Origin of the sequence: Haloarcula amylolytica JCM 13557 (assembly GCF_000336615.1) — an archaeon.
Taxonomy (GTDB): Archaea; Halobacteriota; Halobacteria; order Halobacteriales; family Haloarculaceae; genus Haloarcula; species Haloarcula amylolytica.
Genome location: NZ_AOLW01000019.1, coordinates 131,421 through 154,856 on the forward strand (window position 1 = coordinate 131,421; position 23,436 = coordinate 154,856).

At 64.2% G+C, this 23,436-nt stretch carries 23 protein-coding genes; 10 read left to right on the forward strand and 13 right to left on the reverse strand.

What is annotated here, in order from left to right:
• Position 1 precedes the first annotated feature (1 nt).
• Together C442_RS11065 and C442_RS11070 are read right to left on the reverse strand one after the other, a co-directional pair.
• Positions 2–727 (reverse strand): RNA methyltransferase, encoded by a 726-nt coding sequence (locus tag C442_RS11065; RefSeq protein ID WP_008310435.1) that lies wholly within the window; start codon positions 725–727, stop codon positions 2–4.
• Positions 724–1,248, reverse strand: coding sequence for a hypothetical protein (locus tag C442_RS11070; RefSeq protein WP_008310438.1), 525 nt, complete (start codon positions 1,246–1,248; stop codon positions 724–726). Before C442_RS11070 ends, C442_RS11065 begins: the two co-directional genes overlap by 4 nt.
• A gap of 265 nt (positions 1,249–1,513) precedes the next feature.
• Between C442_RS11070 and C442_RS11075 the strand changes: the two genes are divergently transcribed.
• A complete protein-coding gene (locus tag C442_RS11075) occupies positions 1,514–2,473 on the forward strand; it encodes a transcription initiation factor IIB (protein ID WP_008310442.1) in 960 nt (319 codons plus the stop codon).
• A gap of 150 nt (positions 2,474–2,623) precedes the next feature.
• Positions 2,624–2,956: a hypothetical protein gene (locus C442_RS11080; RefSeq protein ID WP_008310443.1), complete on the forward strand. Its 333-nt coding sequence runs from the start codon at positions 2,624–2,626 to the stop codon at positions 2,954–2,956.
• A gap of 426 nt (positions 2,957–3,382) precedes the next feature.
• Here the strand turns inward: C442_RS11080 and sop2 are convergent, their stop codons facing one another.
• Both sop2 and C442_RS11090 read right to left on the reverse strand, forming a co-directional pair.
• Positions 3,383–4,093, reverse strand: coding sequence for a sensory rhodopsin II (gene sop2 / locus C442_RS11085; protein ID WP_008310445.1), 711 nt, complete (start codon positions 4,091–4,093; stop codon positions 3,383–3,385).
• 2 nt (positions 4,094–4,095) lie between these two features.
• On the reverse strand, positions 4,096–6,297 hold the full coding sequence (locus C442_RS11090) for a methyl-accepting chemotaxis protein (RefSeq protein ID WP_008310447.1): 2,202 nt from the start codon (positions 6,295–6,297) through the stop codon (positions 4,096–4,098).
• A 400-nt stretch (positions 6,298–6,697) separates the two neighbouring features.
• Between C442_RS11090 and C442_RS11095 the strand changes: the two genes are divergently transcribed.
• Together C442_RS11095 and C442_RS11100 are read left to right on the forward strand one after the other, a co-directional pair.
• Positions 6,698–7,654 (forward strand): NADPH:quinone reductase, encoded by a 957-nt coding sequence (locus C442_RS11095; protein ID WP_008310449.1) that lies wholly within the window; start codon positions 6,698–6,700, stop codon positions 7,652–7,654.
• Between the two features lie 94 nt (positions 7,655–7,748).
• Positions 7,749–8,459: an SDR family oxidoreductase gene (locus tag C442_RS11100; protein WP_008310450.1), complete on the forward strand. Its 711-nt coding sequence runs from the start codon at positions 7,749–7,751 to the stop codon at positions 8,457–8,459.
• Positions 8,460–8,613: 154 nt separating this feature from the next.
• Here the strand turns inward: C442_RS11100 and C442_RS11105 are convergent, their stop codons facing one another.
• Positions 8,614–8,910 (reverse strand): DUF5789 family protein, encoded by a 297-nt coding sequence (locus tag C442_RS11105; protein WP_008310451.1) that lies wholly within the window; start codon positions 8,908–8,910, stop codon positions 8,614–8,616.
• A gap of 315 nt (positions 8,911–9,225) precedes the next feature.
• On the opposite strand from C442_RS11105, the gene C442_RS11110 reads away from it, so the two are divergent.
• On the forward strand, positions 9,226–10,563 hold the full coding sequence (locus tag C442_RS11110; RefSeq protein ID WP_008310452.1) for a sodium-dependent transporter: 1,338 nt from the start codon (positions 9,226–9,228) through the stop codon (positions 10,561–10,563).
• Positions 10,564–10,660: 97 nt separating this feature from the next.
• Here C442_RS11110 and C442_RS11115 read toward each other — a convergent pair whose 3' ends face one another.
• Entirely contained in the window at positions 10,661–11,641 is a 981-nt protein-coding gene (locus C442_RS11115; RefSeq protein ID WP_008310453.1) for a DMT family transporter, read from the reverse strand.
• Between the two features lie 224 nt (positions 11,642–11,865).
• Between C442_RS11115 and C442_RS11120 the strand changes: the two genes are divergently transcribed.
• Positions 11,866–12,657 (forward strand): helix-turn-helix transcriptional regulator, encoded by a 792-nt coding sequence (locus tag C442_RS11120; protein ID WP_008310454.1) that lies wholly within the window; start codon positions 11,866–11,868, stop codon positions 12,655–12,657.
• A 58-nt stretch (positions 12,658–12,715) separates the two neighbouring features.
• Here C442_RS11120 and C442_RS11125 read toward each other — a convergent pair whose 3' ends face one another.
• On the reverse strand, positions 12,716–13,339 hold the full coding sequence (locus tag C442_RS11125) for a uracil-DNA glycosylase family protein (protein WP_008310455.1): 624 nt from the start codon (positions 13,337–13,339) through the stop codon (positions 12,716–12,718).
• Positions 13,340–13,480: 141 nt separating this feature from the next.
• Here C442_RS11125 and C442_RS11130 point away from each other — a divergent pair, with 141 nt between their 5' ends.
• The 4 genes from C442_RS11130 to C442_RS11145 all read left to right on the forward strand — a co-directional run bounded on the left by C442_RS11130 (position 13,481) and on the right by C442_RS11145 (position 18,432).
• Positions 13,481–15,031: an acyl-CoA carboxylase subunit beta gene (locus C442_RS11130; RefSeq protein WP_008310456.1), complete on the forward strand. Its 1,551-nt coding sequence runs from the start codon at positions 13,481–13,483 to the stop codon at positions 15,029–15,031.
• Between the two features lie 2 nt (positions 15,032–15,033).
• Positions 15,034–15,339, forward strand: coding sequence for a hypothetical protein (locus tag C442_RS11135; RefSeq protein ID WP_008310458.1), 306 nt, complete (start codon positions 15,034–15,036; stop codon positions 15,337–15,339).
• A 219-nt stretch (positions 15,340–15,558) separates the two neighbouring features.
• Positions 15,559–17,403 carry an acetyl-CoA carboxylase biotin carboxylase subunit gene (locus C442_RS11140; RefSeq protein ID WP_008310461.1) on the forward strand — a complete coding sequence of 615 codons (1,845 nt, stop codon included), beginning with the start codon at positions 15,559–15,561 and terminating at the stop codon, positions 17,401–17,403.
• 81 nt (positions 17,404–17,484) lie between these two features.
• Positions 17,485–18,432 carry a biotin--[acetyl-CoA-carboxylase] ligase gene (locus C442_RS11145; protein WP_008310462.1) on the forward strand — a complete coding sequence of 316 codons (948 nt, stop codon included), beginning with the start codon at positions 17,485–17,487 and terminating at the stop codon, positions 18,430–18,432.
• Between the two features lie 20 nt (positions 18,433–18,452).
• Here C442_RS11145 and C442_RS11150 read toward each other — a convergent pair whose 3' ends face one another.
• From C442_RS11150 to C442_RS11175, 6 genes are all read right to left on the reverse strand, one after another.
• On the reverse strand, positions 18,453–18,932 hold the full coding sequence (locus tag C442_RS11150; protein ID WP_008310464.1) for a universal stress protein: 480 nt from the start codon (positions 18,930–18,932) through the stop codon (positions 18,453–18,455).
• Positions 18,933–19,004: 72 nt separating this feature from the next.
• The gene (locus tag C442_RS11155) at positions 19,005–19,463 is read right to left on the reverse strand and encodes an SHOCT domain-containing protein (RefSeq protein WP_008310466.1); all 459 of its coding nucleotides are present in this window, start codon (positions 19,461–19,463) and stop codon (positions 19,005–19,007) included.
• A gap of 33 nt (positions 19,464–19,496) precedes the next feature.
• The gene (locus C442_RS11160; RefSeq protein ID WP_008310468.1) at positions 19,497–20,522 is read right to left on the reverse strand and encodes an amidohydrolase family protein; all 1,026 of its coding nucleotides are present in this window, start codon (positions 20,520–20,522) and stop codon (positions 19,497–19,499) included.
• A gap of 21 nt (positions 20,523–20,543) precedes the next feature.
• Positions 20,544–21,767, reverse strand: coding sequence for an HD domain-containing protein (locus C442_RS11165; protein WP_008310470.1), 1,224 nt, complete (start codon positions 21,765–21,767; stop codon positions 20,544–20,546).
• A 305-nt stretch (positions 21,768–22,072) separates the two neighbouring features.
• The gene (locus tag C442_RS11170; protein ID WP_008310473.1) at positions 22,073–22,654 is read right to left on the reverse strand and encodes a DUF420 domain-containing protein; all 582 of its coding nucleotides are present in this window, start codon (positions 22,652–22,654) and stop codon (positions 22,073–22,075) included.
• A gap of 128 nt (positions 22,655–22,782) precedes the next feature.
• Positions 22,783–23,436: AAA family ATPase (locus tag C442_RS11175; RefSeq protein ID WP_008310475.1), on the reverse strand; the 654-nt coding region annotated here is incomplete at its 5' end.

Here is a 23,436-nt window from a genome sequence, read left to right on the forward strand (position 1 = left end):
CTCACTCGTCTTCGGCACGCTCGATTCGCTGTCGGGCCTGCCGGAACAGGCCGCGAAGGGTCTTCGTCTCCCGGCCAGTGGGTTGTGCACGCCCGAGCACCCGGCGGAACAGCCGGCGGGCCTTGTGCTGTTTCTCTTCGGGGTGACCGATAGCACCGAGGAAGCGGTCGAACTCCTCGTGTAGCCCCTCGACGGACGGCGTCTCGGCGAGCGTGTGCAGCTGTTCGGGGTGCTGGGTCTCGTCGACAGTTAGCTCGCGGAGTTCGTAGAGCACGATGGTGGCCGCCTGACCGAGGTTCAACACTGGATACGACGCGCTGGCCGGGATAGAGCAGATGACGTCCAGCCGTGCGAGTTCGTCGTTCGAGAGCCCGACCCGTTCGCGGCCGAAGACGACGCAGATGTCGCCCTCGACATCCTGAAGCGAGTCGGCCAGGTCGGCTGGCGTCGTCGCCGGATACCGGACGTGGTTGGCGGGGTCCTCGTTCGTCGTCGCCGTGCAGGCGACGGTGTGATAATTCTCGACGATCTCGTCGAACGTCACCGTCCGGGCGTTCGGGAGGATGTCGTCGCGGGCCTGTCCGGCAAAGCCGTATGCTTCGCCATCGGGGTCCAGTTTCGGCGGGTCGACAAGTAACAGCTCCGACAGGCCGAAGTTCTTCATCGACCGGGCGATGGTGCCGACGTTGCCCGGCGTCTCCGCGTCGACGACGGCGACCGATATCATACGTCCAGGTCGCTGAGGTCCATATCAATCGTGTCGAGGTCTTCCTCGTCCATCTGCTCGACTTCTTCTTCGAGTCCCGGAATCGCTTCGTCCCTGTCGGGGGCCTCCGGCAGCGCTGTCGGGTCCTCCTCGACGTGTTCGAGGCCGACATATCCCTCGGGAGCTCGGTTCCCGTCGAGGAACCACTCGTGGAAGGACGAGGCCAGGTCCGTCTCTCCGGCGTGGGCCTCGCCGCCCTCCTCGCGGAACCAGTAGATGAAGTCCGTCTCGTGGTCCGAGCAGACGACCACCTCGCCCATCGGCTCCCCGTAAATAGCATCCGCGACGTTGCACTGCTCGATGTCTTCGTCGCCGTGAATCAGCCAGCAGGCGTCACAGGGGTCGACGACCCGCTCTGCGAGCACCAGCAGCCGCTGCCGGGTTTCCGGTTCCATCGTCTTGAGCGGCCGGACCCGTCCGTCCGGCCCGAGTACGTCCTCGTCGAAGCGCCAGCCACGAAGCCCGATATTGACCTTGCTCATACGTCAGAGTGGGAGAGTCCCGGACTAAAAGAGCGCGATATGCCGGTCGACCGCTACCGATCCGTCCGCGCTCCATCATCATCGCGGAGTGTAAACGGGGTGTGTCAGCCGGTTACACCCACCGCTCGTTCGAAACATAGACAGTTCTAGCTAAATTTAACATGATTATTCCAGCTAGCATCCGCGGCCAGCATCCAGATCCGGCAAATCTGTTGGTCTCGCCCAAACATTTATACGTGATTGGCTTTTCTCCGTAAAAGAACACATGGAACGGCCGACGCGCCAGCGGGATTCTGACCAGGAGGAACGCGAGGAGGAGTCCGAGAGCACGGGCCAGCAGACCTGCCCCGAGTGTGAGTCGGAGTCCATATCTAGCGACGGCGGTGGTGAACTCGTCTGCGAGGACTGTGGCCTCGTCATCGAGGACGAGAACATCGACCGCGGGCCGGAGTGGCGGGCGTTCAATCACTCCGAACGCCAGTCCAAGTCACGCGTCGGAGCCCCCACGACCCAGACGATGCACGACAAGGGGCTGACCACACAGATCGACTGGAAGGACAAGGACGCCTACGGTCGGTCACTCTCCTCGGAGAAGCGGAGCCAGATGCACCGCCTCCGGAAGTGGCAGGAACGCATCCGAACGAAAGACGCCGGCGAACGGAACCTGCAGTTCGCGCTGTCGGAGATCGACCGCATGGCCAGCGCACTGGGCGTCCCCCGCTCGGTTCGAGAGGTCGCGTCGGTCATCTACCGACGCGCGCTCAACGAGGACCTCATCCGCGGTCGCTCCATCGAGGGCGTCGCCACGGCCTGTCTGTACGCGGCCTGTCGACAGGAAGGTATCCCACGGAGCCTGGAGGAGGTCTCGGACGTCTCCCGGGTCGAGCAGAAGGAGATCGGGCGGACGTATCGGTACGTCGCCCAGGAACTCGAACTGAAGATGGAGCCGGTCGACCCCAAGCAGTACGTCCCGCGTTTTGCCTCCGAACTGGAACTCTCCGAAGAGGTCCAGTCCAAGGCCAACGAGATCATCGACACGACCGCCGAGCAGGGCCTGCTCTCGGGGAAATCACCCACCGGCTACGCCGCCGCGGCCATCTACGCCGCCTCGCTGCTGTGCAACGAGAAGAAGACCCAGCGCGAGGTCGCCGACGTGGCCCAGGTGACAGAGGTCACCATCCGGAACCGGTATCAGGAGCAGATCGAAGCGATGGGCATCCACTGACTGGCCGCGTTCCCTGTTGTGCGGTAGCGTCGTTCTCTGTTCGCTCTCATTATGCAGGTACTGGCACCGGTAGTGCAGCTTATACGTTCGTTACCGGACTGGGAACGACAGGCGTGCAGAACTATCTGTCTGGACACCGATACCGTAAGTATGCCTGTCTCCTCGTCGCAGAAACGGATCGCACTTCTCGTCATCGGACTGGTGATCCTCTTTGCACCCGCGCTGTTCGTCGTCGCCACGCTGGAGTTTCTCATCCTGTCCGGTGACCTCGCGCTCAGCGAAATTTCGCTCCTCGAATTCGTCGAACTGTATCTCATCGACTTAGTGCTGTTCGTCCTGCTCGGCTACGGCGTCTACCGGTTGACGTTCTGGCTGATTGAGAACCAGCTTCCGGAGGCACTCGATACTGTCGAGGAGACCGAGGCAGCCGACGCGACTGACGAAGCAGAGCCGTCTGGTGGCGTCAATGAGGACCGGTCCTGAAAGACCGGCACTGCTGAGGCGACACAACGACGTGCCGTGAGTTTCTCGCAAAATCGGGACCGCTCGCGGGTTTTCGGCCGCCGACCGCGTCAACGAGGCCGACTCAGTGCTCGCGGGTCGTTCCTCCCCGCCCGCATTTTTGAGGGCAACTCAGTGCTCACGGCTCCTTCCGTCCCCGCTCGCAACAACGAGGGCCGCTCACTGCTCGCGGATCGTTCCTCCCCGCTCGCGACAACGAGGGCCGCTCACTGCTCGCGGATCGTTCCTCCCCGCNCTCACTGCTCGCGGATCGTTCCTCCCCGCTCGCGACAACGAGGGCCGCTCACTGCTCGCGGATCGTTCCTCCCCGCTCGCGACAACGAGGGCCGCTCACTCTGTTCGCGCCCCTCGCTTCGTTCGCGCCCCTCGCTTCGTTCGCGCCCCTCGCTAGTCCCCTGCAACCGCTGTCGGCTCCTCGGCAGTCTCGCCGACCGACCCGAGGTCCATCATCGCTAGCAAGGCAATGACGCCGAAGCCGACTTTCGTGACCACGTCGAGGTACACGATCACGAGTGTCGCAGTCTCGACATCCATGAGGCCCACTCCTGCCGCACCGAGCAGCCACACGACCGGATACACCATCCAGAGGACGACGACGAAGTTCCGGAGCGTGCGGTACAGGCTGATCTCTATGTCGGACAGGGTCGACTTCGCAGCTGCCGCAATGTTCCGGTAGAGGAGGTAGATGACGCCACCGAACAGCGCTGCGCCGACCGCGAACAGCGCGTAGCTAATCGGCGATGGCGTGACAGCACCGGCGAACCCGAAGACGATAGTCAACGCCTGCAGGACGACGAGTTTCACCGTGTCCTCCCGACTTGCACCGGCGAGGAGCGCCAGGAACCAGACGTTGAGCGGCGTCGTCAACAGCCAGTCAATGTAGCGGATCACGTACACCGTGTGGCCGCCACTCTGTATCGAGCCGAAGCCGAGCGCCATCAGGGCGTAGGCGACGATGGCGATACCTGGGATGGCGATCAACAGCAGGTATCGCTTCCGCATCTCTTCGGGGACGAGCGTGTAGCCGTACGCCAGCACGGCCGTCCCGAGCAGTTCACCCAGTAGTCCCAGCGTGAACCAGGTCGTTATGGTTGCCATTGTTAGTCGTCCCCCACCGCAGCCGTGCTGTCGGTGTCCGTCCCAGCTGAGTTTTCGACAGTGAAGCGGTCCAGGAGCGATTCGAGGTCGTCAGCCCGCTGCCTGAGTTCCGTCGCGGAGTCCGACACTTCGTCGATGGACGCGGACTGGTCCTGTGCCGCGCCGGCCACAGTATCTGCCTCCGTCGCCGTCTGCTGACTGATCGTCGTCAGGTCGTCGATTGTCCCCATCACGTCCTGTGCGGTACGGGCCTGCTCCTCGGTCGCCCGGTCGATTTCCTGGATACCGGTGTCGACCTCTTCAGTGTACTCGACGATGGTCTCCAGCGCGTCGACGGTCTCCTCGACCGTCGAGACGCCTTCAGTAATCCGGTTACTGGTCGACTCCATCGTCTCGACGGTGTCGCCGGCCTGCTCTTGGATGCCTTCGATGCGCTGCTCGATGTCGGCGGCGGCCTCCTTGGTCTCCTCTGCGAGGCCCTTGATCTCGTCAGCGACGACGGCGAACCCTTCGCCGTCACCGTCAGCGTGGGCGGCCTCGATGGAGGCGTTCAGCGCGAGCATGTTCGTCTGCTCGACGATGCTCGTGATGACGCCGACGATCTCGCCGATCTCGTCGAGTTCGTCGTCGAGCGCGTTGATCTCTTCGACGGTCTCGCCGGTCTCGTCCTCGATGGCGCTCATCTCCGCGATGGCCTCCTGTGCGGCTTCGCGGCCGTCCTCACCGACTTCGGCGGCCGACTGGGACGTGTCGGCAACCTGCTGAGCGGAGGAGGCGACCTGCTGTGCAGTCGCCGAGAGGTTCTGCATCTCGGCGGCCGCCGATTCCAGCCCCTCGTTTTGCTCGGTCGTGCCTTCGAAAATCTCGTTTATCGACTTCGACACTTGCTTGCTGGCCTGGTCGACCCGCTCCGCGTTCGAGTTGACGCGGTCGCTGGACTGGATGACGTTGGCCGCGAACGCCTTCATGTCGGCAATGGTGTCTTCGAGCGCATCCAGCGTCGTGTTGATGTCCTCGCCGACCTCCGCCATCGCCTCGTTCATACTGTCCGTATCTACCCGTGCGGTGAGGTCACCGTTAGCGGCGGCGGCGAGCGCGTCGCTGTACTGCTGTGCCTTGAGTTCGAGGTGGCCGGTCAGCGCCTCCATCTCGTTGCGTTCGGATTCGACCTCCTCACGGGCCGTCTGTGCCTGCTCTTTGGCCTCCTCGGCTTCCTGCCGTGCGGTTTCGGCTTCGGATATCTGCGTCCGGAGGTTCGCCCGCATATTGTCGAAGGCGGCGTACAGCGTTCCGAACTCGTCCTCGCGTGACGTGCTGAGGTCGACGTCGAGTTCCCCCTCGGCCATCGCTTCGGCCTTCACCGAAAGCCGTCGCAGCGAAGCGATCGTGTTTCCGCCGATCGTGACTCCGATGAGTCCGAGGTTGACGACGGCAAGCAAAATGAGCCCGATGAGGTCGGAGTTGATCTGGTCGCTCAGGGCGTACGCGTTCTGGCGATCAGCGTGGACCATAACGACCCAGTCCTGTGATTCGAGTCGGTTCAGTCCCATCAGCATACTGTCCGTTTCGTGGAAGGCGCTCTCGCCGGGTTCGAGCGTCCCCAGCAGGTTCGACTCCATCTCCGAGATCGGTGCCGTCGACCCGATCATCGAGGTGTTGGGGTGGGAGACGAACTCGCCGTCAGTGTTGACGACCGTGGTAAACGACCCATCGCGCTGGTTCGATATCTGATCGGCCTTCTCCCGGAGGTCGATCATGTACACGAGCGCTCTGTCTTCGTCACCGGGGACCGGCGAAACGACGGCCACTATCGGATGGTCGACGACCGAGACAGAGAACGGCTCCGTCACATGCGTGTCGTCGGGACCGTCGAACTGCGGCGGGTCCGTAGCGAACGGTGCGCCCTGCTCGGCAGCGTTGACCCCGATGAAGTCCTGGTTCGAACTGGCGCGAATCTCGTTTGTCTCGGTGTCGAAGTAGTGCACTGCGACGACACCGGGCGGGAGTTCCTCGTTGGACCGTAACTCCTCCAGTCGTTGCTGTTTCTCCGTGTTCGTCCCGTCAGTGAACACGGGGAGTCGCGACGTTGATCGGACATCCCGCTGCGATGTCGTCAACCATTCGTCCAACTGTGCGGCCTGCGTCTCTGACAGCGCCGTGATGTCGTCCGCAACGTCGTCCTCGAGAGTGGCGGACGCCTGCACGCTTGTCAGGACCCCGGCGGCGATAATAACAATTATCGCGAATGAAAGCGCCAACCCGAGTCTGGCGGCGTAACTGCCAGCAATAAAACTCGGGAGTGGCGAGTCCCTATCTGGTTCCATCATCCAGTGCTACGCAAACGTGCTAATAAAGGGTTGTTACGCAATTTTCACCGATGATAAACAGCACGGCAAACTGTGGAAATCCATCGCCTCGACACAGCTAACGTTGGTAGCTTCTATCGCTCAGATGACACTCTCTGCAGTCGCCGGGATGATCACCGACCTGACTTGGTCGCTGTCGGCGATGTCTCGCCGCGTACTGCGATATATTGCGGACCGTATTCGGGACCGCTCAATCCATGGGCAAAGGTTTTGCCGATACCACCTGACGCATACCCCAATGCGTGCTGTACGATTCCACGAATACGGCGGGACGGACGTGCTCCGCGTCGACGACATCGAACGACCCACACCAGGTCCGGAGGAGGTCCTGCTCGAAGTCGAGGCAGCGGCGGTCAATCCGGTCGATACGTACTTCCGGACCGGCGATTACGAACCGGGCGAACTGCCCTGGATACCCGGCTCCGACTGTGCCGGGACCGTCGCCGCGACCGGCGAGCGCGTGGCCACCGTCACCGAGGGCGACCGGGCGTTCGCGACTGGACTGGGGAACTGGCTCCAGGGGACCTGCGCGGAGTACGTCACTGTTCCGGAGTCGCATCTGGCGCGACTCCCCGACGGGGTGTCCGCCGAGGCGGGCGCAGCCGTCGCGCTCGTCGGCGTCACCGCCTGGCAGACGCTCGTCGACGCCTGCTCGCTGGAGCCGGCCGAGCGGGCGCTGATTCACGGCGGGAGCGGCGGCGTGGGCCACGTTGCAGTCCAGTTGGCTGCGGCGAACGGGGCGCAGGTGACGACGACAGCATCGCCGGCTTACCACAACCAACTGGCCGACCTCGGCGCGGACGACGTGTTCGACTACAGCCGGGACGACCTCGCCGACGCGGTGGTCGAGGCCGGCGCGCCGGACGTGATTCTCGACCACCGGCTCGACGACTACCTCGCGTTCGACGCCGAGGTTGCCGCGCAGGGCGCGCGAATCGCCGCTATCGGGAACACCGACCTCGCGGCGACGTTCGAGAACGTCCCGCGCTGCCGGGCCAAAGCCCTCAGCGTCCACCACGTCTCGATGTTCAACACGCCGGAGTTCGGCGCGGTGCTTTCCCGGCTGGCGACGCTCATGGCCGACGACGACCTGACGCCGGTCGTCGCCCGCCGGTACGACCTCGACGACGTCCCGGCCGCCCACGACGACGTACTGAACGACAGCTTCCTCGGCAAACTCGTCGTCACGCCGTAGACCGGCTACTGCGGACCCCGTCGTCGGTTTACCGGCCCGGCCCTCGCGTTTCCGGGGATGGGCATTTATCCCCCCGCTATCCGTTGACAGATGTATGTCAGCAGAGTTTAATTTCGACGGCGAGGTAGCACTGGTTACGGGTATCGGCGGGGCGCTGGGCAGCGCGGTCGCAAACGCGTTCCTCGAAGCCGGGACGACCGTCTGTGGCAGCGACATCATCGAACCGAACACCGAGGACTTCCTGTTGTCCGATCCCGACAGCGTGGATTTCTACCAGGCGGACTTCAGCGACGAGGAGGCTGTCGCCGAGACTGTCGACGCAGTCGTTGACGAACACGGGCGGCTGGACTACTTGCTGAACATCGCCGGGACGTGGCGGGGTGGCACACCGATCCACGAGACGGACGCGGACACGTTCGACTTCCTGTTCGACGTGAACCTGAAGACGATGTTTCTGGCGTCGAAACACGCGATTCCACACTTGCGGGCTGCCGAGGGCGCAATCGTCTCCGTCTCCGCGCGGTCGTCACTGGAGGGCGGTGACGGCGACGGTATCTACCGCGCATCGAAAGCCGGCGTCCGACTACTGACCGAGACCATCGCGGCGGAGAACCTCGGGGCCGTGCGAGCCAACGCCGTGATGCCGAGCGTCATCGACACCCCGATGAACCGCGAGATGATGCCCGACTCCGACTTCGAAACGTGGGTCGACCCGAAAGACATCGCGGACGTGATGTTGTTCCTCTGTTCGGACGCCGCCACCGTGACCAGCGGCGCAGCGGTGCCGGTGTACGGCGAGGTCTGATGCTGCTGGCTGGACCGTCGGACAGTGTCGTCTACCGGCAGTACGGTCCACCACGTCACGGGTGACTATTCTGGGTATCGATGTGATTGCCTGGTCACCCACCGATATCGTGTCCAGAACGGCGACCGGGAGTCTGGATGAGCGGGAGCAATCGTCAGAAGGAGACGGTAGATTCGTCTCTGATCTCAGTTCCGATTGCGATCCCCCCGCGGTCATCATAGTACTTGCGTCCAATGAATGTCTCGTCGAGATTGCCGATAATCGAGGTGTAAAGCGCATCCGCGGTCAGATAACTCTCCTCTTCGACCGGGTCTAACGTCTCTTGAATAGTCACCGAGTTACCGGAGGGAGACGTTATTTCAATGGCACCGATCTGTTCAATCACAGCCGTATGCGTCGCTGGGAACTCGAGCGATTCATCAACAATCCGCTCTGTATCTGAATAGTCCATGTCTGTTGTCCGAGAACCGGAGGTTCGGTCTCTACGTTCCACAGTACGCGGCGAACATGAATCAAACCCAACAATTTTCATCGTGGGTTTGTTTTTGATTATTTGAGATACAGATTCCAGACGTGGTCAGATAGGTAGATTCGAAGTCACATATCCGCGCTGTCGAGAAATGACCAGCAAGGAGGTGTCAGTGTGGACCTCTCGGCTGCTGCTGTTCGCCGTCGCAAATGATGTCAGACTGGTCATACTATCGGATGGTATTGCGAACCGGAATCACGGTGGTTTTTATACCCCAGAAGAATATGCCGCATCACAATGAGTGACAGAGAAACGTGGGCCTCACGGCTCGGGTTCCTTCTCGCAGCGATCGGTAGCGCAGTCGGTCTCGGAAACATCTGGCAGTTCCCGTTCAAGACCGCGACAAACGGCGGCGCAGTGTTCCTCGTCTTTTACCTCGCCGCCGTGTTGCTCATCGGCTTCCCGGCAATGCTGGCGGAGTTCATCATCGGTCGGCGAACGAACCGTAATGCCGTCGACGCGTTCGCAGAACTCGGGTTCAAGCAGTGGCGGGTCGTCGGTGGCCTGGGCGTCTTTACGGGATTCTGGATCCTCTCGTATTACAACGTCGTCGGCGGGTGGGTCATGCGGTATATCCTCGGTAGCGCGACGGGCGCATACTTCGGCAACTCCGCGGAGTACTTCGGCGCTATCTCCAGTGGTCCAGAGGCCGTCGCCGGGCAGGCGCTGTTCCTGCTAATCTGTGTCGGCATCGTCGCAGTGGGTGTCGAGGACGGTATCGAGAAGGCGACGAAGGTGATGGTCCCCAGCATCGTCATCCTCATGATCGGGATGGCGGCCTGGGTCACCACACTCGAGGGAGCAGGCGCTGGCTACAGCTACTTCCTCTCGCCGGACTTCTCCACGCTGGCGGCGAACGCCGGCGACCTGATCCCGTTCGCAGTTGGACAGGCGTTTTTCACCCTCTCGCTGGGGATGGCAGCCATGATCACCTACTCCTCGTACATCGGTGACGACGAGAGCCTCCCGGTCGACGGTGGCATCATCGTCGTGACGAACACGCTCGTCGGTGTGCTGGCGGGTCTCGTCGTGTTCCCGATTCTCTTCGCCATCAACATCAGTCCCGACACCAGCGGCCCGTCCGCCATCTTCGTCGCGATGGCGTCGGCGTTCCCACAGCTCCCCGGGGGGCGACTCCTCGGTATCGTGTTCTTCGGCGTTGTCCTCATCGCCGCGATCTCCTCCGCGATCAGCCTGCTCGAAGTTGCAGTCTCCTACGGCGTCGACAACACGTCGTACTCGCGAGTGTCTCTGTCGGCGATGCTCGGAGTTGTGCTGTTCGTTCTCGGATTCCCATCAGCCTGGGACCTGGCGTGGTTCGGCTGGTTCGACACGCTCGCGTACAAGCTGTTCCTCCCGCTGTCGGTGCTGCTCGTTCTGGTGTTCGTCGGCTGGGTGCTCTCCTCTGACGCAGTTGCCGAGCTTCGACAGGGGACGGGTGGACTCCGGGCGTTCGGCCCGACCTGGCTCTGGATGGTCCGAACGGTGGTCATCCTCGGCGTCATCCTGACGCTGGCGCTCGGCCTGCAGACGCTGTTCCTCGCCGAGGACCCGGCGATCATCCCGCCGATATAACCGACGTACGGTATCGGTTTCCGGCGGATGCAGACCCGCTTTTCAACAACCCGGCTGACCGGTTGACAGCAGCTATACGACACCCTAACAGCCAATCTCAGTCGGATTCGAACCCGCGTGGTTCGTCCGCGATGCCGAGACTCTCGGACGCAGTGTCACCCTCGTCAGCGGTACCCGGGAGCAGTGCGTGGATATCGACCGACTCGCTGCCAAGCACCGCGAATCCCGTGAAGATGGTCAGAAAGCCCACCACTGCGGTCGAGGTGATAGTCTCACCGAGCACGGCCCACCCGCCAAGCGTCGACACGACGGGGACCACGTAGAAGATGAGGTTGGCCTGGATCGCACCGGTGACATCGAGCAGGCCGAAGTAGGCGATGTAGGCGATTGCCCCGGCGAAGATACCGACGTACAGCAGGGCCGCTATCGCGGTCGGAGACCAGACCGCCGTGGCCGCCGATTCGCCCATGCCGATGCTCAGCGCGTGAGAGAGCGCGGCGGCGACGGGGAGCGCCCACGCGGTCCGGACCGTACTCGACAGGTCGCCGCCGGACCACCGGATGAGGACGCTGCCCAGCGCGGCGCTGGTCGCGCCAGCGAACAGAATGAGCTTGCCGATGCCCCCGCTCAGGAGCATCGCCGGGTCGGGGCTGACGACGAGGCCGACGCCGAGCAGGCCGATGACCATCCCGAGGCCGCCGCGGGCCGAGAGCCGCTCGTCGGAGAGCAGAATGGCGGCGAACACCGGCGTCAGTATCGGGTTGAGACTGAACACGATGGCCGCGACCGCGCTGGTGGCGGACTGCTGGCCCACGAATATCAGCGCGTTCGCGAGGCCGAGCGCGAATAGACCCGTCGAGAGAATCGCCAGCACGTCGCCACGGGTTCGCGGGAGCAGTTCGTCCCGGGACCGGGTCACGACGACGTAGCCGAGGAGCACGACGGCGGCGATGTCGAACCGAAGGGCGACGAACAGAAGCGGTGGGAGGTACGAGAGGCCTGCCTTCGCTCCGACGAAGGTCCCACCGAGCAGGACGCTGGCAACCGTAGCGAGGGCGAGCGTGCGGCGCGAAATCATGCCGCCACCTCGTATTTAATTTCTGAAATATCTGCACAGCCGACAGAGAGAGGGCGTGGAGAAACCTGAGTCATCGTACTCTACGGTACGGGATCGAGGCTTATAGGGCCGTTTAGAAAATCTTACATAACGCGAAACGGCCGAACACCCGTGGCGGATATTCACGGTGTGAAATTATTTCACACTGCGAAAGCGCTTTAGGACGGACTCCCCAACGCGGCGGTATGGAATCGGCGCTCGAAGAGATCGAGTTCCTCGCGCTCTCGTCGAACCGGGTCGAGGTGTTACGGCTTCTGGCGGCGGACCCCCACTCGCGCGGGGAACTCGCGGCCGAAACCGGTGCGTCACAGGCGACGCTCGGGCGTATCATCGCGGACTTCGAAGAGCGGTCGTGGATACGCCGAACGGGCGGCGAGTACGTCGCAACGGCGACGGGCCGCATCGTCGCCGACGGGTTCACCGACCTGCTCGACAGCCTCGAAACCGAGCGCCGGCTGCGCAACATCGTCCAGTACCTTCCCACCGACGCGATAGACTTCGACCTGCAACATCTGGCCGACGCCACGATAACCGTCCCGAGCCAGACGCGCCCGAACGCGCCGGTCCAGCGGCTGCTTGACCTGCTTCGGGACGCCGAGGAGGTCCGGACCTTCTCACACGCGTTCAACGACCAGGCGATTCGGGTCGTTCAGGAACGAGTCAGCGCGGGGGAGCAGCGGTTCTCGGGCGTGTTCTCGCCAAGCGCCATCGACGCGCTCGCGGCGGACGACCGACTCCGGCGTCGGCTCGAATCGCTCCGTGTCGAGCCGGACGCTTCAGTCCGGGTCCGGAGCGACGGCGTGCCACTCGCTGTGATGATTGCCGACGACGTGGTCCACCTCCTGCTGCGGGATGGCAACGGAGTCCTGCAGGCGTCAATCGACACGACCGCGCCGGCCGTCCGCGAGTGGGCTATCGAGACGTTCGACACGTACTGGGCGTCCGCGGACCCGCTCTCGGACGAGTGGTCGCTGTAATTCCGTTGTTTCGAGTCACCGGGAACCGCGACCGCCAGAGAAATCAGTCGAGGCGCAGCTACCGCACCAGATACGGGTCCTCGCCCGGCATGAACCGTCCGAGGTCCGCCTCGCGGCGGTAGTCCGTCTCCAGCAGCGCGGTCAGCGCGTCGACGAGGGCGTCCTCCTCGTCAGCGGTCCACTCCGCGGGCTCTTTGATGGGGTAGACGAGCCAGCCGCTCCCGACGACCTCCGTGGCGTGGCGCGCGTCCATGTCTATGGACTCGGTCGGCTCCGATGTCGTGTTCGCGAACACATGTCGCGTGGCGCGCTCGCCGACGGGCAGGAGAACGTGGGCGGTGATGGCCCGGAGTTCCGTGTCGAACAGCGGTTCCAGGTCGTCGTAGTCCGACTCGGTCGGCGGTTCGCCGCCGCACATGTACAGATACGACAGATACGTCTTTTCGACGGTCGGTGGCGTACCGGCTTCGGCCAGCAGTCCGGCCTCGACGAGCGCCCGCTGGAGACGTTCGCCCGCGGCGTTGTCGGTAAAGGGGATGCCGGACGTTTCGCCACCGTGGACACCCGGATGGTCGCCGATGACGTGGAAGTGGGCGTTGGCGTCGCCGTACCCGGGCACGAACGGCTCACACGGTGCGTCGAAGCCGAAGGGGTTGTGCTGGCGGGCCGTGACGTTCTTCACGCGCGAACTCAACGGGCCATCGCTCAAAACTCCGCCGGTTTCGGTTATCGAATACGAGAAATAATGGTGAAGTTTGATAACGCTTTTCTCGGATGCCCGCAAGGAGTCGGATATGCTCCGGTCCGGGAGAAGTGATATCGCGTGAGCCACGATGACCGTGTCGAGGACCTTCGAGAACGAAAAGCCGAGGCCGAGCGGGGCGGCGGCGAGGAACGGATCGAGGCGCAACACGACCGCGGGAAACTCACCGCTCGTGAGCGCATCGACTACTTCCTCGACGACGGTACCTTCGTCGAGATCGACTCGCTCCGTGAACACCGCTCGACGAACTTCGATATGGCAGACAAGAAGGTACCAGGCGACGGCGTCGTCGTCGGCTACGGAAAGGTCGACGGCCGCCGGGTGTACGTCTTCGCCCACGACTTCACCGTCTTCGGTGGGTCGCTGGGCGAGGCGTTCGCACAGAAAGTCTGTAAAGTGATGGACAAGGCCATCGAGACGGGTGCGCCCATCATCGGCCTGAACGACTCCGCCGGCGCGCGGATTCAGGAGGGCATCGACTCGCTGGCGGGCTACGCCGACATCTTCCACCGCAATCAGCAGGCCAGCGGTGTCGTCCCGCAGATTTCGGCCATCATGGGGCCGTGTGCCGGCGGCGCGGTGTACTCGCCGTCCATTACGGACTTCGTCTACATGGTCGAGGAGACCAGCCACATGTTCATCACCGGGCCGGACGTCATCGAGACGGTGACCGGCGAGGAGGTCGGCTTCGACGAACTCGGCGGGGCGAAGACCCACGCCTCCGAGTCCGGGGTGGCCCACTTCACGGCCGCCGACGAGAAGGACGCGATGGACGATATCCGGTATCTCCTCTCGTATCTCCCCCAGAACAACGTCGAGGACCCGCCGCGGGTCGAGCCCTGGGACGACCCTGACCGCCGGGACGAGGGGCTGAAGACGGCCGTCCCCGACGCACCGCAGAAGCCCTACGACATGACGGACGTCGTCGGGCACATCGTCGACGAGGACTCCTTCTTCGAGGTCGCCGAGGACTTCGCGCGCAACATCGTCATCGGGTTCGCCCGCATGGACGGCCACAGCGTCGGCGTCGTCGGCAACCAACCGCGGGTCAACGCCGGGACGCTGGACATCAACGCCTCGCGGAAGGGCGCGCGCTTCGTCCGGTTCTGTGACGCGTTCAACATCCCGATTCTCACGTTCGTCGACGTGCCCGGGTTCATGCCCGGCAAGGACCAGGAGCGCAACGCCATCATCAACCACGGCGCGAAGCTCCTGTACGCCTACTCGGAGGCCACCGTCCCGCTGGTGACCGTCATCACGCGGAAAGCCTACGGCGGGGCCTACGACGTGATGGCGTCGAAGCACATCGGCGCGGACATGAACTACGCCTGGCCGACCGCCGAAATCGCCGTGATGGGGCCGAAGGGCGCGGTGAACGTCCTCTACGACGACGAACTGGAAGACGCCGACGACGTGGAGGCCCGCCGGCAGCAACTCATCGACGAGTACCGCGACGCCTTCGCGAACCCCTACACGGCGGCCAAGCGCGGCTTCGTCGACGACGTCATCGAACCGCAGGAGACCCGCCCGCGGCTCATCGACGACCTGGACCTCCTCAGGGGGAAACGCAAGGACCAGCCTGACCGCAAGCACGGCAACATCCCACTGTAACGATGGCGGCAGACACTGACTCGGCTGTCGACGCCGAACTGGTCGCGGAGATCGCCGCACAGCTCGACGACGCCTCGACGGACGAGGCGGCCGCCATTGCCGTCGCTGTCGGCGCGCACCTCACCGACCGCCAGCGCGCGGCGGCAGCGGCCGCGGCGGCCGCGGCGGCAGGCGACGAGGACTCCTGGGACGGCAAACAGTGGTCGTTCTCCGGGCGCGTCGAAGCTACGCAGAAACGGTCCGTTCGAGTCCGCACGGACGCGCCGACCGACCCCTGGAGCGCCGCCGGCCGCACCGAACGGTTCTGACCACGGACAGTTCTTCTGTTATACGGATTGGTGGAGCGATTTATTGGTATGCTCCGACCCCGGTGTCGGAGCTATCCGGAAATAATCTACACCAATCCGTATCAGTTGGCGGTGCCCTATCTGGATTTGCGGCCATGTCCCATACTAACATGATTATATATGTAAGTTTGGCCGCTATCTGCGCATAGTTTTATGGGCCGACTCTCAGTATGAGGGCGTATGTTCGATAAGGTGCTCGTCGCTAATCGCGGGGAGATAGCGGTGCGCGTGATGCGCGCATGCGAGGAGTTGGGCATCGGCACAGTGGCCGTCTACTCTGACGCCGACAAGCACGCCGGCCACGTCCGATACGCTGACGAGGCGTACAACGTCGGTCCGGCCCGTGCTGCGGACTCCTATCTCGATCAGGAAGCGATTATCGACGCTGCCAAGCAGGCCGACGCCGACGCCATCCATCCCGGGTACGGCTTCCTCGCGGAGAACGCCGACTTCGCCGCGCGCGTCCAAGAGACGGACGGCGTCACCTGGGTCGGCCCCGAGAGCGAGTCGATGGAGGCGCTGGGCGAGAAGACGAAGGCCCGCAAGATCATGCAGTCGGCCGACGTGCCAATCGTCCCGGGAACGACCGACCCGGTCGAGGACCCCGAGGAGGTCGTCGAGTTCGGCGAGGAAAACGGCTTCCCGGTTGCCATCAAGGCCGAGGGCGGCGGTGGCGGCCGTGGGATGAAGATCGTCCACGATCCCGAGGAAGCCGAGGAGCAACTCGAAAGCGCAAAGCGGGAGGGTGAGGCGTACTTCTCGAACGATTCGGTGTATCTCGAACGGTATCTTGAGAACCCCCGCCACATCGAGGTCCAGATCATCGCCGACCACCACGGCAACGTCCGGCATCTGGGCGAGCGTGACTGCTCGCTCCAGCGCCGCCACCAGAAGGTCATCGAGGAGGGGCCATCGCCGGCCCTGAACGACGCTCTCCGGGAGAAAATCGGCGACGCCGCCCGCCGCGGCGTCCGCGAATCGGACTACTACAACGCCGGGACCGTCGAGTTCCTCGTCGAAGAGGACACCGACCGCGAGCCGGGTGAACTGCTCGGCGAGGACGCGAACTTCTACTTCCTCGAAGTGAACACCCGTATTCAGGTCGAGCACTGCGTCACCGAGGAGATCACCGACATCGACATCGTCAAGTGGCAACTGCGGGTGGCGATGGACGAGGAGATCACTTTCGCACAGGACGACGTGGAGATCGAAGGTCACGCGATGGAGTTCCGCATCAACGCCGAGAACGCCGCGGACGACTTCGCGCCCGCGACCGGCGGCAGCCTCGACACCTACGACCCGCCGGGCGGTATCGGCGTCCGCCTCGACGACGCGCTCCGGCAGGGCGACGACCTCGTCACCGACTACGACTCGATGATCGCGAAACTCATCACCTACGGTGGGGACCGCGAGGAGTGTATCGAGCGCGGGAAACGGGCGCTCAAGGACTTCGACATCGACGGCATTCCGACCGTCATCCCGTTCCACCGCCTGATGCTCACCGACGAGAAGTTCGTCGGCGGCACACACACCACGAAGTACCTCGACGAGCAACTCGACCGGACGCGTGTCGAGGAGGCCCAGGAGAAGTGGGGCACCGTCACCGAATCCGACGGCGACGAGGACGAGGAAGTCGTCGAGCGCGAGTTTACCGTGGAGGTCAACGGCAAGCGGTTCCAGGTCGACCTCGAAGAGCGCGGCGCACCCCCGATCAACGTCGGCGACGTGGACGCCGACGGCGGGAGCCAGCCACAGCGGCCACAGGGCGGCAGTAGTTCCGACGGCGGGGGCGGCAGTGCCACCGCCGCTGAGGGCCAGGAGGTCGCCGCGGAGATGCAGGGGACGATTCTAGAGGTCAACGTCGAGGAAGGCGACGAAGTGGAGGCCGGCGACGTCCTCTGTGTGCTCGAAGCGATGAAGATGGAGAACGACATCGTCGCCGAACGCGGCGGCACGATCAACGACGTGGCCGTCAGCGAGGGCGAGTCCGTCGACATGGGCGACCTGCTGTTCGTGATTGGGTGAGGTCGGGGCCGGGCATCACGCCGCCCCATTCCGAATCGCTTCTGCAGACGCCTTTTATTCCGGCCGGTCGAAGCCCCGCATATGAACGAGACACGCCACCGGGTGCTCGACGCACTGGCGGACGGCCCCGTCTCGGGGCCGACCCTCGCCGACGAACTGGATATCTCGCGCTCCGCGGTCTGGAAGCACGTCGAAGCCCTCCGCGACGAGGGGTTCGAGGTCCGGAGCGACGACGCGGGTTACGTCCTCGATTCGGTACCTGAGTTCGGGGCAAGCGCGGTCGAATACGGCCTCGATGCGCCCTTTTCGGTCGAGTACCACGACAGCATTCCCAGCACGAACGCACGCGCCCGAGACCTTGCGGCGGAGGGCGCGTCGGACATCGTGGTGCTGGCCGACGAGCAGACCGGCGGCCGGGGGCGACTCGACCGCGATTGGCACTCGCCGAGCGGCGGGGTCTGGCTCTCGGTGCTGTTCCGGCCCGACGTCCCGATGGCCCACGCGCCGGTGTTTACACTTGCGTCGGCCGTGGCGGTGACGCGGGCCGCTCGCGAGGCCGGTGTCGAGGCCAGCATCAAGTGGCCAAACGACGTGCTCGTCCGGCGCGGCGAGGAAGAACGCAAGCTAGTCGGCATCCTCACCGAGATGGAAGGCGAGGCCGACCGCGTCTCGTGGGTCGTCGTGGGCATCGGCGTCAACGCGAACGTCGACCCCGCGGACTTACCCGACGAGGCGAACCCGACGAGCCTCTCGGCCGAACGCGGCGAACCGGTCGACAGACGGCTGTTCACCCAGCGATTGCTGGAGGAGTTCGACTCACTGCGCCAGGACACGGAGCAGGTCGTCGAGGCGTGGCGGGAGTACGCGACGACGCTGGGACAACAGGTCCGGGTCGAGACGCCGGGCGGCCCCATCGAGGGCGAAGCTGTTGATATCCAGTTCCCGGGCGCGCTCGTCATCGAGACAGAATCCGGTACAGAAGTCGTTTCAGCGGGAGATTGCGAACATCTCCGTCCGGTTACGGAGTGAGGGCGACGACAGGAGACACGTCACTGTGGGACGCCGGTAGGCTGTTCGTCCTCCGAGATATCTTGCAGCGTTGTCTCCACCGGAACGGTAACGACCGGGACGTGGGCCGACCGGACGACCCGTTCGGCGACGCTCCCCAGCAGCAGGCGGTCGATGCCGCCACGCCCGTGGGTTCCCATCACGATGAGGTCACAACCGTGCTGGTTCGCGTAGTCGACGATTTCCTGGCTCGGGCTTCCCTCGGCTGTGGCTCGCGTGACAGTCACGTCGTCGGCGACGAGACGCTCCACCATGTCCAGGGCCATCTCGCCCTCGCGGTGGAGCGAGTCGGTGACGCTCTCCCACGTCGGTTCGTGCGGGAGCGTCGAGAACCGGCCGGTGTCGACGACGTACAGCGCGTGAATCTCGCTGTCGTGGGTCGTCGCGAGTGTTTCAGCGTGTGTGAGTACCGCTTCCGACCCCGGCGAGCCGTCTGTCGGCACCAGTATCCTGTCGTACATGCCGTACTATTGTCTGGCTGAGGTGATATAGTTTGGTAACAGACAACATACAACAACCGAGCAGGATAGAGCTCAGTTCAGCTCTCGGTCCCGTTCGTACTCTGTTGCCCCGGAGCCATCCAGCGCCGGTTCGTCGAGGGCCTGTTCGAGCCGGCGTTCCAGTTCGGTTTCGGTTATCTCCCCGTTGGCGTAGCGTTCGGAGAGTCGTTCGACGGAGTCTGTCTCGTCGGCGCTGGTCACACCTGCCGTGTCGGTAGCCCGCGTCTCTGACACATCGGTGGTCGACGGCGTCGCCTCGTCCTGACCGGTGATGCTCGAAGCGAGCCAGTACACGGCGTAGCCGATAGCCGCCAGGACGCCGATGGTGGCAGCCAGAGCAACGATACCGAACAGGAGCCCGATAAGGCCCCACAGCAGTTCGAACACGAAACTCACGACGGTGAGGACGACGATCAGCGAGACGACGCCGAGCAGGCCGTACAGGAGTATCTTCGCCGGTGTGCTCAGGGCGCGGTCGGTGGTGGAGGGCATCGTCCAAGGATACTATTCCCGCAGTGATAAGAATTATTCAGTCTTGGGGTGGACGACCCGCCGAACGTCGGCCGTCTCCGCCCGGCGAACGACAGCCCGGACGGGATTTTGCGCCCCGGTGAGGTTATCCGAGTCACCGTCGAGAACGAGCAGGCGTGCTGGCTGCCCGGGCTTGACCAGACCGCCGCCAAGCCCAGCGATTTCGGCCCCATTGACCGTGGCCATCCGTAACACCTCTCGGGCGGAAATGTCGTACAGCTTCGCGGTGAACTCCATCTCGCGGAACATCGACGGGCTGTTGAGCATGACATTGTCCGTCCCGAGCGCGACTGTCGTCCGGTCGGCCAGTTCTTCGACCGGCGGACGGCCAACGTCGGTGACGATGTTCGACCGGGGACAGACGACGACGGGGATCTCGCTGTCGGCGACCCGTTCGAGATGCAGCGACTCGGCGTGAACCATGTGGACGAGGAAGTCCGGGTCCAGATCGAGCGCGGGGTTGATGTCGGAGCTGTCGACCTCGCCCGCGTGGATGCCGAACAGCTTCCCGGCCTCCTGGGTCGTGCGCCGCTCCGCCCCGAACTCGCCGTCGTTGGCCCCGCTCGCGCCGAACCCGTCGGCCAGTTCCATCGCATCCGTCGTCTCGCGCCCGAGAATTACGCTGTCGAGGTCTGAACCCGCCAGCGCGTCCTGTATCGCGCGGACGCCCTCGACGCCGCCCTCCCGGAACTCGATGAACGCGCCAGTCCCGGACTGCTCCATGAACGACAGCGTCCGTGCCATCGCGGCCACCAGTTCGTCCCGGCTGGCATCGCGAAGCAACCGGTGTTTCAGACCGTCCGGCGGCGCGACCAGTTCTTCCAGCGAGAGTCCCTCCCCAGCCTCCTTGGCGATTGAATCGCCGATGTGCGTGTGGGCGTTGACGAACGCCGGCACCACGATGTCGTCGCTGTCGACCGCGGTTTCCTCGACGGCGGCTATCTCCCCGTCTTCGACCACGACACGGCCCTCAACAGCCTCGAACGACCGTCCCGTCAGAATCGTCCCTTCGAGAATCATACTCTCCGTTCGCCTGTTCTCTCAGTTAAACTCATCGAGGGTGGCATGGATGCCCGTCCGCACGTCCCGGACTCTGGCCCCGTCGAGATCGAGTCCGAGTTCGCGGATCGCCGCCGCACCGACCCGCTCGCTCTCGTCCGCCGGCGCGTAGACGCCGAGCCGCCACTGGTCGCGCTGGGCGGCGCGGATGGCGTTGACCAGTGTCGACTGCTCGCCGAGCCGGCGGACGTCGCCGTTGACGAGGACGCGGCTGCTCGACTCGGTCATCGACGGTTCGGGCGGGATATCGAGCACAACAGCGTCGCTGTCGACGTTCGCTTCGTCGGCGATAGCCTGCTCCATCGCGCCGACCGCTTCGTGGTCGGCCGCCAGAACCTCGTCGGGCACGGCCCCCCACTCCGCCCAGACGGCGCGCTTGTACAGGTCCCGCTGGGTCAGCCGCCGCGCGTACGCCGCCGTCGCGTCACACTGCCGGAGCGCCACGAGCAGGTCGCTGTCGTCCCACCGGCGCAGCGTCTCGGCCGTCGCGTCCGTCGCGGCGAGCAGTTCCTCCGTCCCCCGGCGCAGCATCGACTTGGCGATTCGGGCGACGTGGTGCTGGTAGACGGTGGGGTTCATCAGCGCCCGCGCGAGCAGGAGCGACTCGGCTGTCTGGACGTTCCCCTCGTCCAGGACGAGTTCGCCGTCGACGAAACACAGCTCCCGGACCAGCCGCTCGTGGTCGATCGTCCCGTAGGGCACGCCCGTGTGGTGGGCGTCACGGACAAGGTAGTCCATTCGGTCGACGTCCAGTTCGCCGGAGACGAGCTGGCCGAGTTCGCCCTCGCCGGCGACCAGACCGGCCACGCGGTCGGGGTTGAGGCCGTGCTCCGAGAGAACCCGCGCGACCGGACCGTCGCCCAGCAGTTCGTCCACGTCGTCGTGGTACTTGCCTGTCCGACGGTGGATAAGCGCCTCGACGTTGTGGCTGTACGGCGAATGTCCCACGTCGTGGAGGAGCGCCGCCGCGCGGACCCGTTCGGCCTGCTGGCCCTCGATTCCGAGATGCGACAGCGCCCGGTCCGCGAGGTGGTACACCCCAAGCGAGTGCTCGAATCTGGTGTGGTTCGCCGAGGGGTAGACGAGCGTCACCGTGCCGAGCTGTGAGATATGCCGGAGCCGCTGGACCGGCGGCGTGTCGAGCAACGCCGCCGCGACGCCCTGAACCTCGATGTGGTCGTGGACGCTGTCCTTGATTGTGGTCATTGCCGTGGCCTACGACGGCGGCCGGCAAAATCGTTCGCCACCGAACGCGTGTAGTGTTTGTTAAGCAAATCAGTGTGTGGACAGTCAGAAAGCCCCGGCTGGCTTCGGTCGAGGGCCTCGCTGTGCTCCTCACTGCGTTGCGGTGCTTACTTCGGCCGTCTTCCCGAAGCCAGCCGCCCCTTTCAGTCCCACCCGTAGCCGGTTGGTCAGCCGGTATGGGTAGGGTTGAAAGGGGGTCTTCTGGCTCTTTGCGTCCAGTCCTGCTAAACGAAACACAACTCGAACACGCGCCACGACTCCTGTTGCTACCGGGGAACCCAGCCGTAGATGTGGTTCAGCATGACGTAGGTGACGAGCCCGAGAAAGAGGCTCAGCCCCCAGGCGGAGACGGCGATGCGGCCCACGCGGGCGTGGACCGTCTCCCTGAGTTCCGCAGGGGAGTGTGTCAGCCCGAGGACGACGGCGTGAACGACGACGGGCACGGACACCGCGGACAGCAGGATATGGATGGCGAGCATCACGATGTACGCCGTCCAGACGAAGCCCTCGGCGACGATTTCCTTCTCGAAGCCGCCGCCGACCTTGAGGATGTACAGGGCCAGAAACACCATGATGAGGGTGAAGGCGGTTAGCATCGCCGCGCGGTGTTTCTGTACTTGGTCGTTCTTGATGAAGTAGACGCCGGCGACGATTGCGAGCAAGGCGATACTGTTGACGACGGCGATTGCGTCACCCAGCAGGATGACGGTGTCGTTCGAGAACTCGGGGAGGGGTAATACGCCACCGAACGCGCCGAACACGAGCGCGTAGCCAACGACCGAGACGACAGCGGTGACGAGCCGCGGACGAGCGCGGGCACGCGACTGGAGTGTGTCTGCGACGGCCATAGCAACAGTTCAGGACCGGAGTGGTAACTGTGTTCTGAAACGGACGAGAACGACAGCGCGATTGCGGGCCGGAGCAGTGGCTGCTGACTCGGAAAACAGAAAAGAACTGCAATAGAAGCGTGGCCGAATCAGGCGAAGGTCCGGGAGACGTCCTCGTCGTCGGTCTCCTCCTGCTGGATCTTCTCCCAGGCGTTGTGGAAGTCCGCCATCGTGACCTCAGTGCGGTCGTCGCGGATGGCGAACATCCCGGCCTCGGTACAGATAGCCTTCACGTCAGCACCGGAGGCGTCCGTTATCTCCTCGGCCAGCGCCTCGAAGTCTACGTCGTCGGCGACGTTCATGCTTCGGGTGTGGATCTTGAAGATCTGCTCGCGGCCCTCGACGTCGGGGTTCGGGACTTCGATGAGGCGGTCGAAGCGGCCGGGGCGGAGGATGGCGCGGTCGAGCATATCGAAGCGGTTCGTCGCCGCGATGATGCGGATGTCGCCGCGGTCGTCGAAGCCGTCCATCTCCGAGAGCAGCTGCATCATCGTCCGCTGGACCTCGGCGTCGCCGGAGGTCTTTGACTCCGTTCGCTTGGCTGCGATGGCGTCGATTTCGTCGATGAAGACGACGGCGGGCTCCTCCTGACGGGCCAGTTCGAACAGGTCGCGGACGAGCTTCGCGCCCTCGCCGATGAACTTGTGTACCAGCTCGGAGCCGGCCATCTTGATGAACGTCGCGTCGGTCTCGTTGGCGACGGCCTTCGCCAGCATCGTCTTCCCGGTGCCGGGCGGGCCGTG

Excerpts from the sequence above, each read along its gene's own strand:
- C442_RS11065 (WP_008310435.1), bottom strand. The coding sequence starts at position 727 with ATGATATCGGTCGCCGTCGTCGACGCGGAGACGCCGGGCAACGTCGGC.
- C442_RS11070 (WP_008310438.1), bottom strand. The coding sequence starts at position 1,248 with ATGAGCAAGGTCAATATCGGGCTTCGTGGCTGGCGCTTCGACGAGGAC.
- C442_RS11075 (WP_008310442.1), top strand. The coding sequence starts at position 1,514 with ATGGAACGGCCGACGCGCCAGCGGGATTCTGACCAGGAGGAACGCGAG.
- C442_RS11080 (WP_008310443.1), top strand. The coding sequence starts at position 2,624 with ATGCCTGTCTCCTCGTCGCAGAAACGGATCGCACTTCTCGTCATCGGA.
- sop2 (WP_008310445.1), bottom strand. The coding sequence starts at position 4,093 with ATGGCAACCATAACGACCTGGTTCACGCTGGGACTACTGGGTGAACTG.
- C442_RS11095 (WP_008310449.1), top strand. The coding sequence starts at position 6,698 with ATGCGTGCTGTACGATTCCACGAATACGGCGGGACGGACGTGCTCCGC.
- C442_RS11100 (WP_008310450.1), top strand. The coding sequence starts at position 7,749 with ATGTCAGCAGAGTTTAATTTCGACGGCGAGGTAGCACTGGTTACGGGT.
- C442_RS11105 (WP_008310451.1), bottom strand. The coding sequence starts at position 8,910 with ATGGACTATTCAGATACAGAGCGGATTGTTGATGAATCGCTCGAGTTC.
- C442_RS11110 (WP_008310452.1), top strand. The coding sequence starts at position 9,226 with ATGAGTGACAGAGAAACGTGGGCCTCACGGCTCGGGTTCCTTCTCGCA.
- C442_RS11115 (WP_008310453.1), bottom strand. The coding sequence starts at position 11,641 with ATGATTTCGCGCCGCACGCTCGCCCTCGCTACGGTTGCCAGCGTCCTG.
- C442_RS11120 (WP_008310454.1), top strand. The coding sequence starts at position 11,866 with ATGGAATCGGCGCTCGAAGAGATCGAGTTCCTCGCGCTCTCGTCGAAC.
- C442_RS11135 (WP_008310458.1), top strand. The coding sequence starts at position 15,034 with ATGGCGGCAGACACTGACTCGGCTGTCGACGCCGAACTGGTCGCGGAG.
- C442_RS11140 (WP_008310461.1), top strand. The coding sequence starts at position 15,559 with ATGTTCGATAAGGTGCTCGTCGCTAATCGCGGGGAGATAGCGGTGCGC.
- C442_RS11145 (WP_008310462.1), top strand. The coding sequence starts at position 17,485 with ATGAACGAGACACGCCACCGGGTGCTCGACGCACTGGCGGACGGCCCC.
- C442_RS11150 (WP_008310464.1), bottom strand. The coding sequence starts at position 18,932 with ATGTACGACAGGATACTGGTGCCGACAGACGGCTCGCCGGGGTCGGAA.
- C442_RS11155 (WP_008310466.1), bottom strand. The coding sequence starts at position 19,463 with ATGCCCTCCACCACCGACCGCGCCCTGAGCACACCGGCGAAGATACTC.
- C442_RS11160 (WP_008310468.1), bottom strand. The coding sequence starts at position 20,522 with ATGATTCTCGAAGGGACGATTCTGACGGGACGGTCGTTCGAGGCTGTT.
- C442_RS11165 (WP_008310470.1), bottom strand. The coding sequence starts at position 21,767 with ATGACCACAATCAAGGACAGCGTCCACGACCACATCGAGGTTCAGGGC.
- C442_RS11170 (WP_008310473.1), bottom strand. The coding sequence starts at position 22,654 with ATGGCCGTCGCAGACACACTCCAGTCGCGTGCCCGCGCTCGTCCGCGG.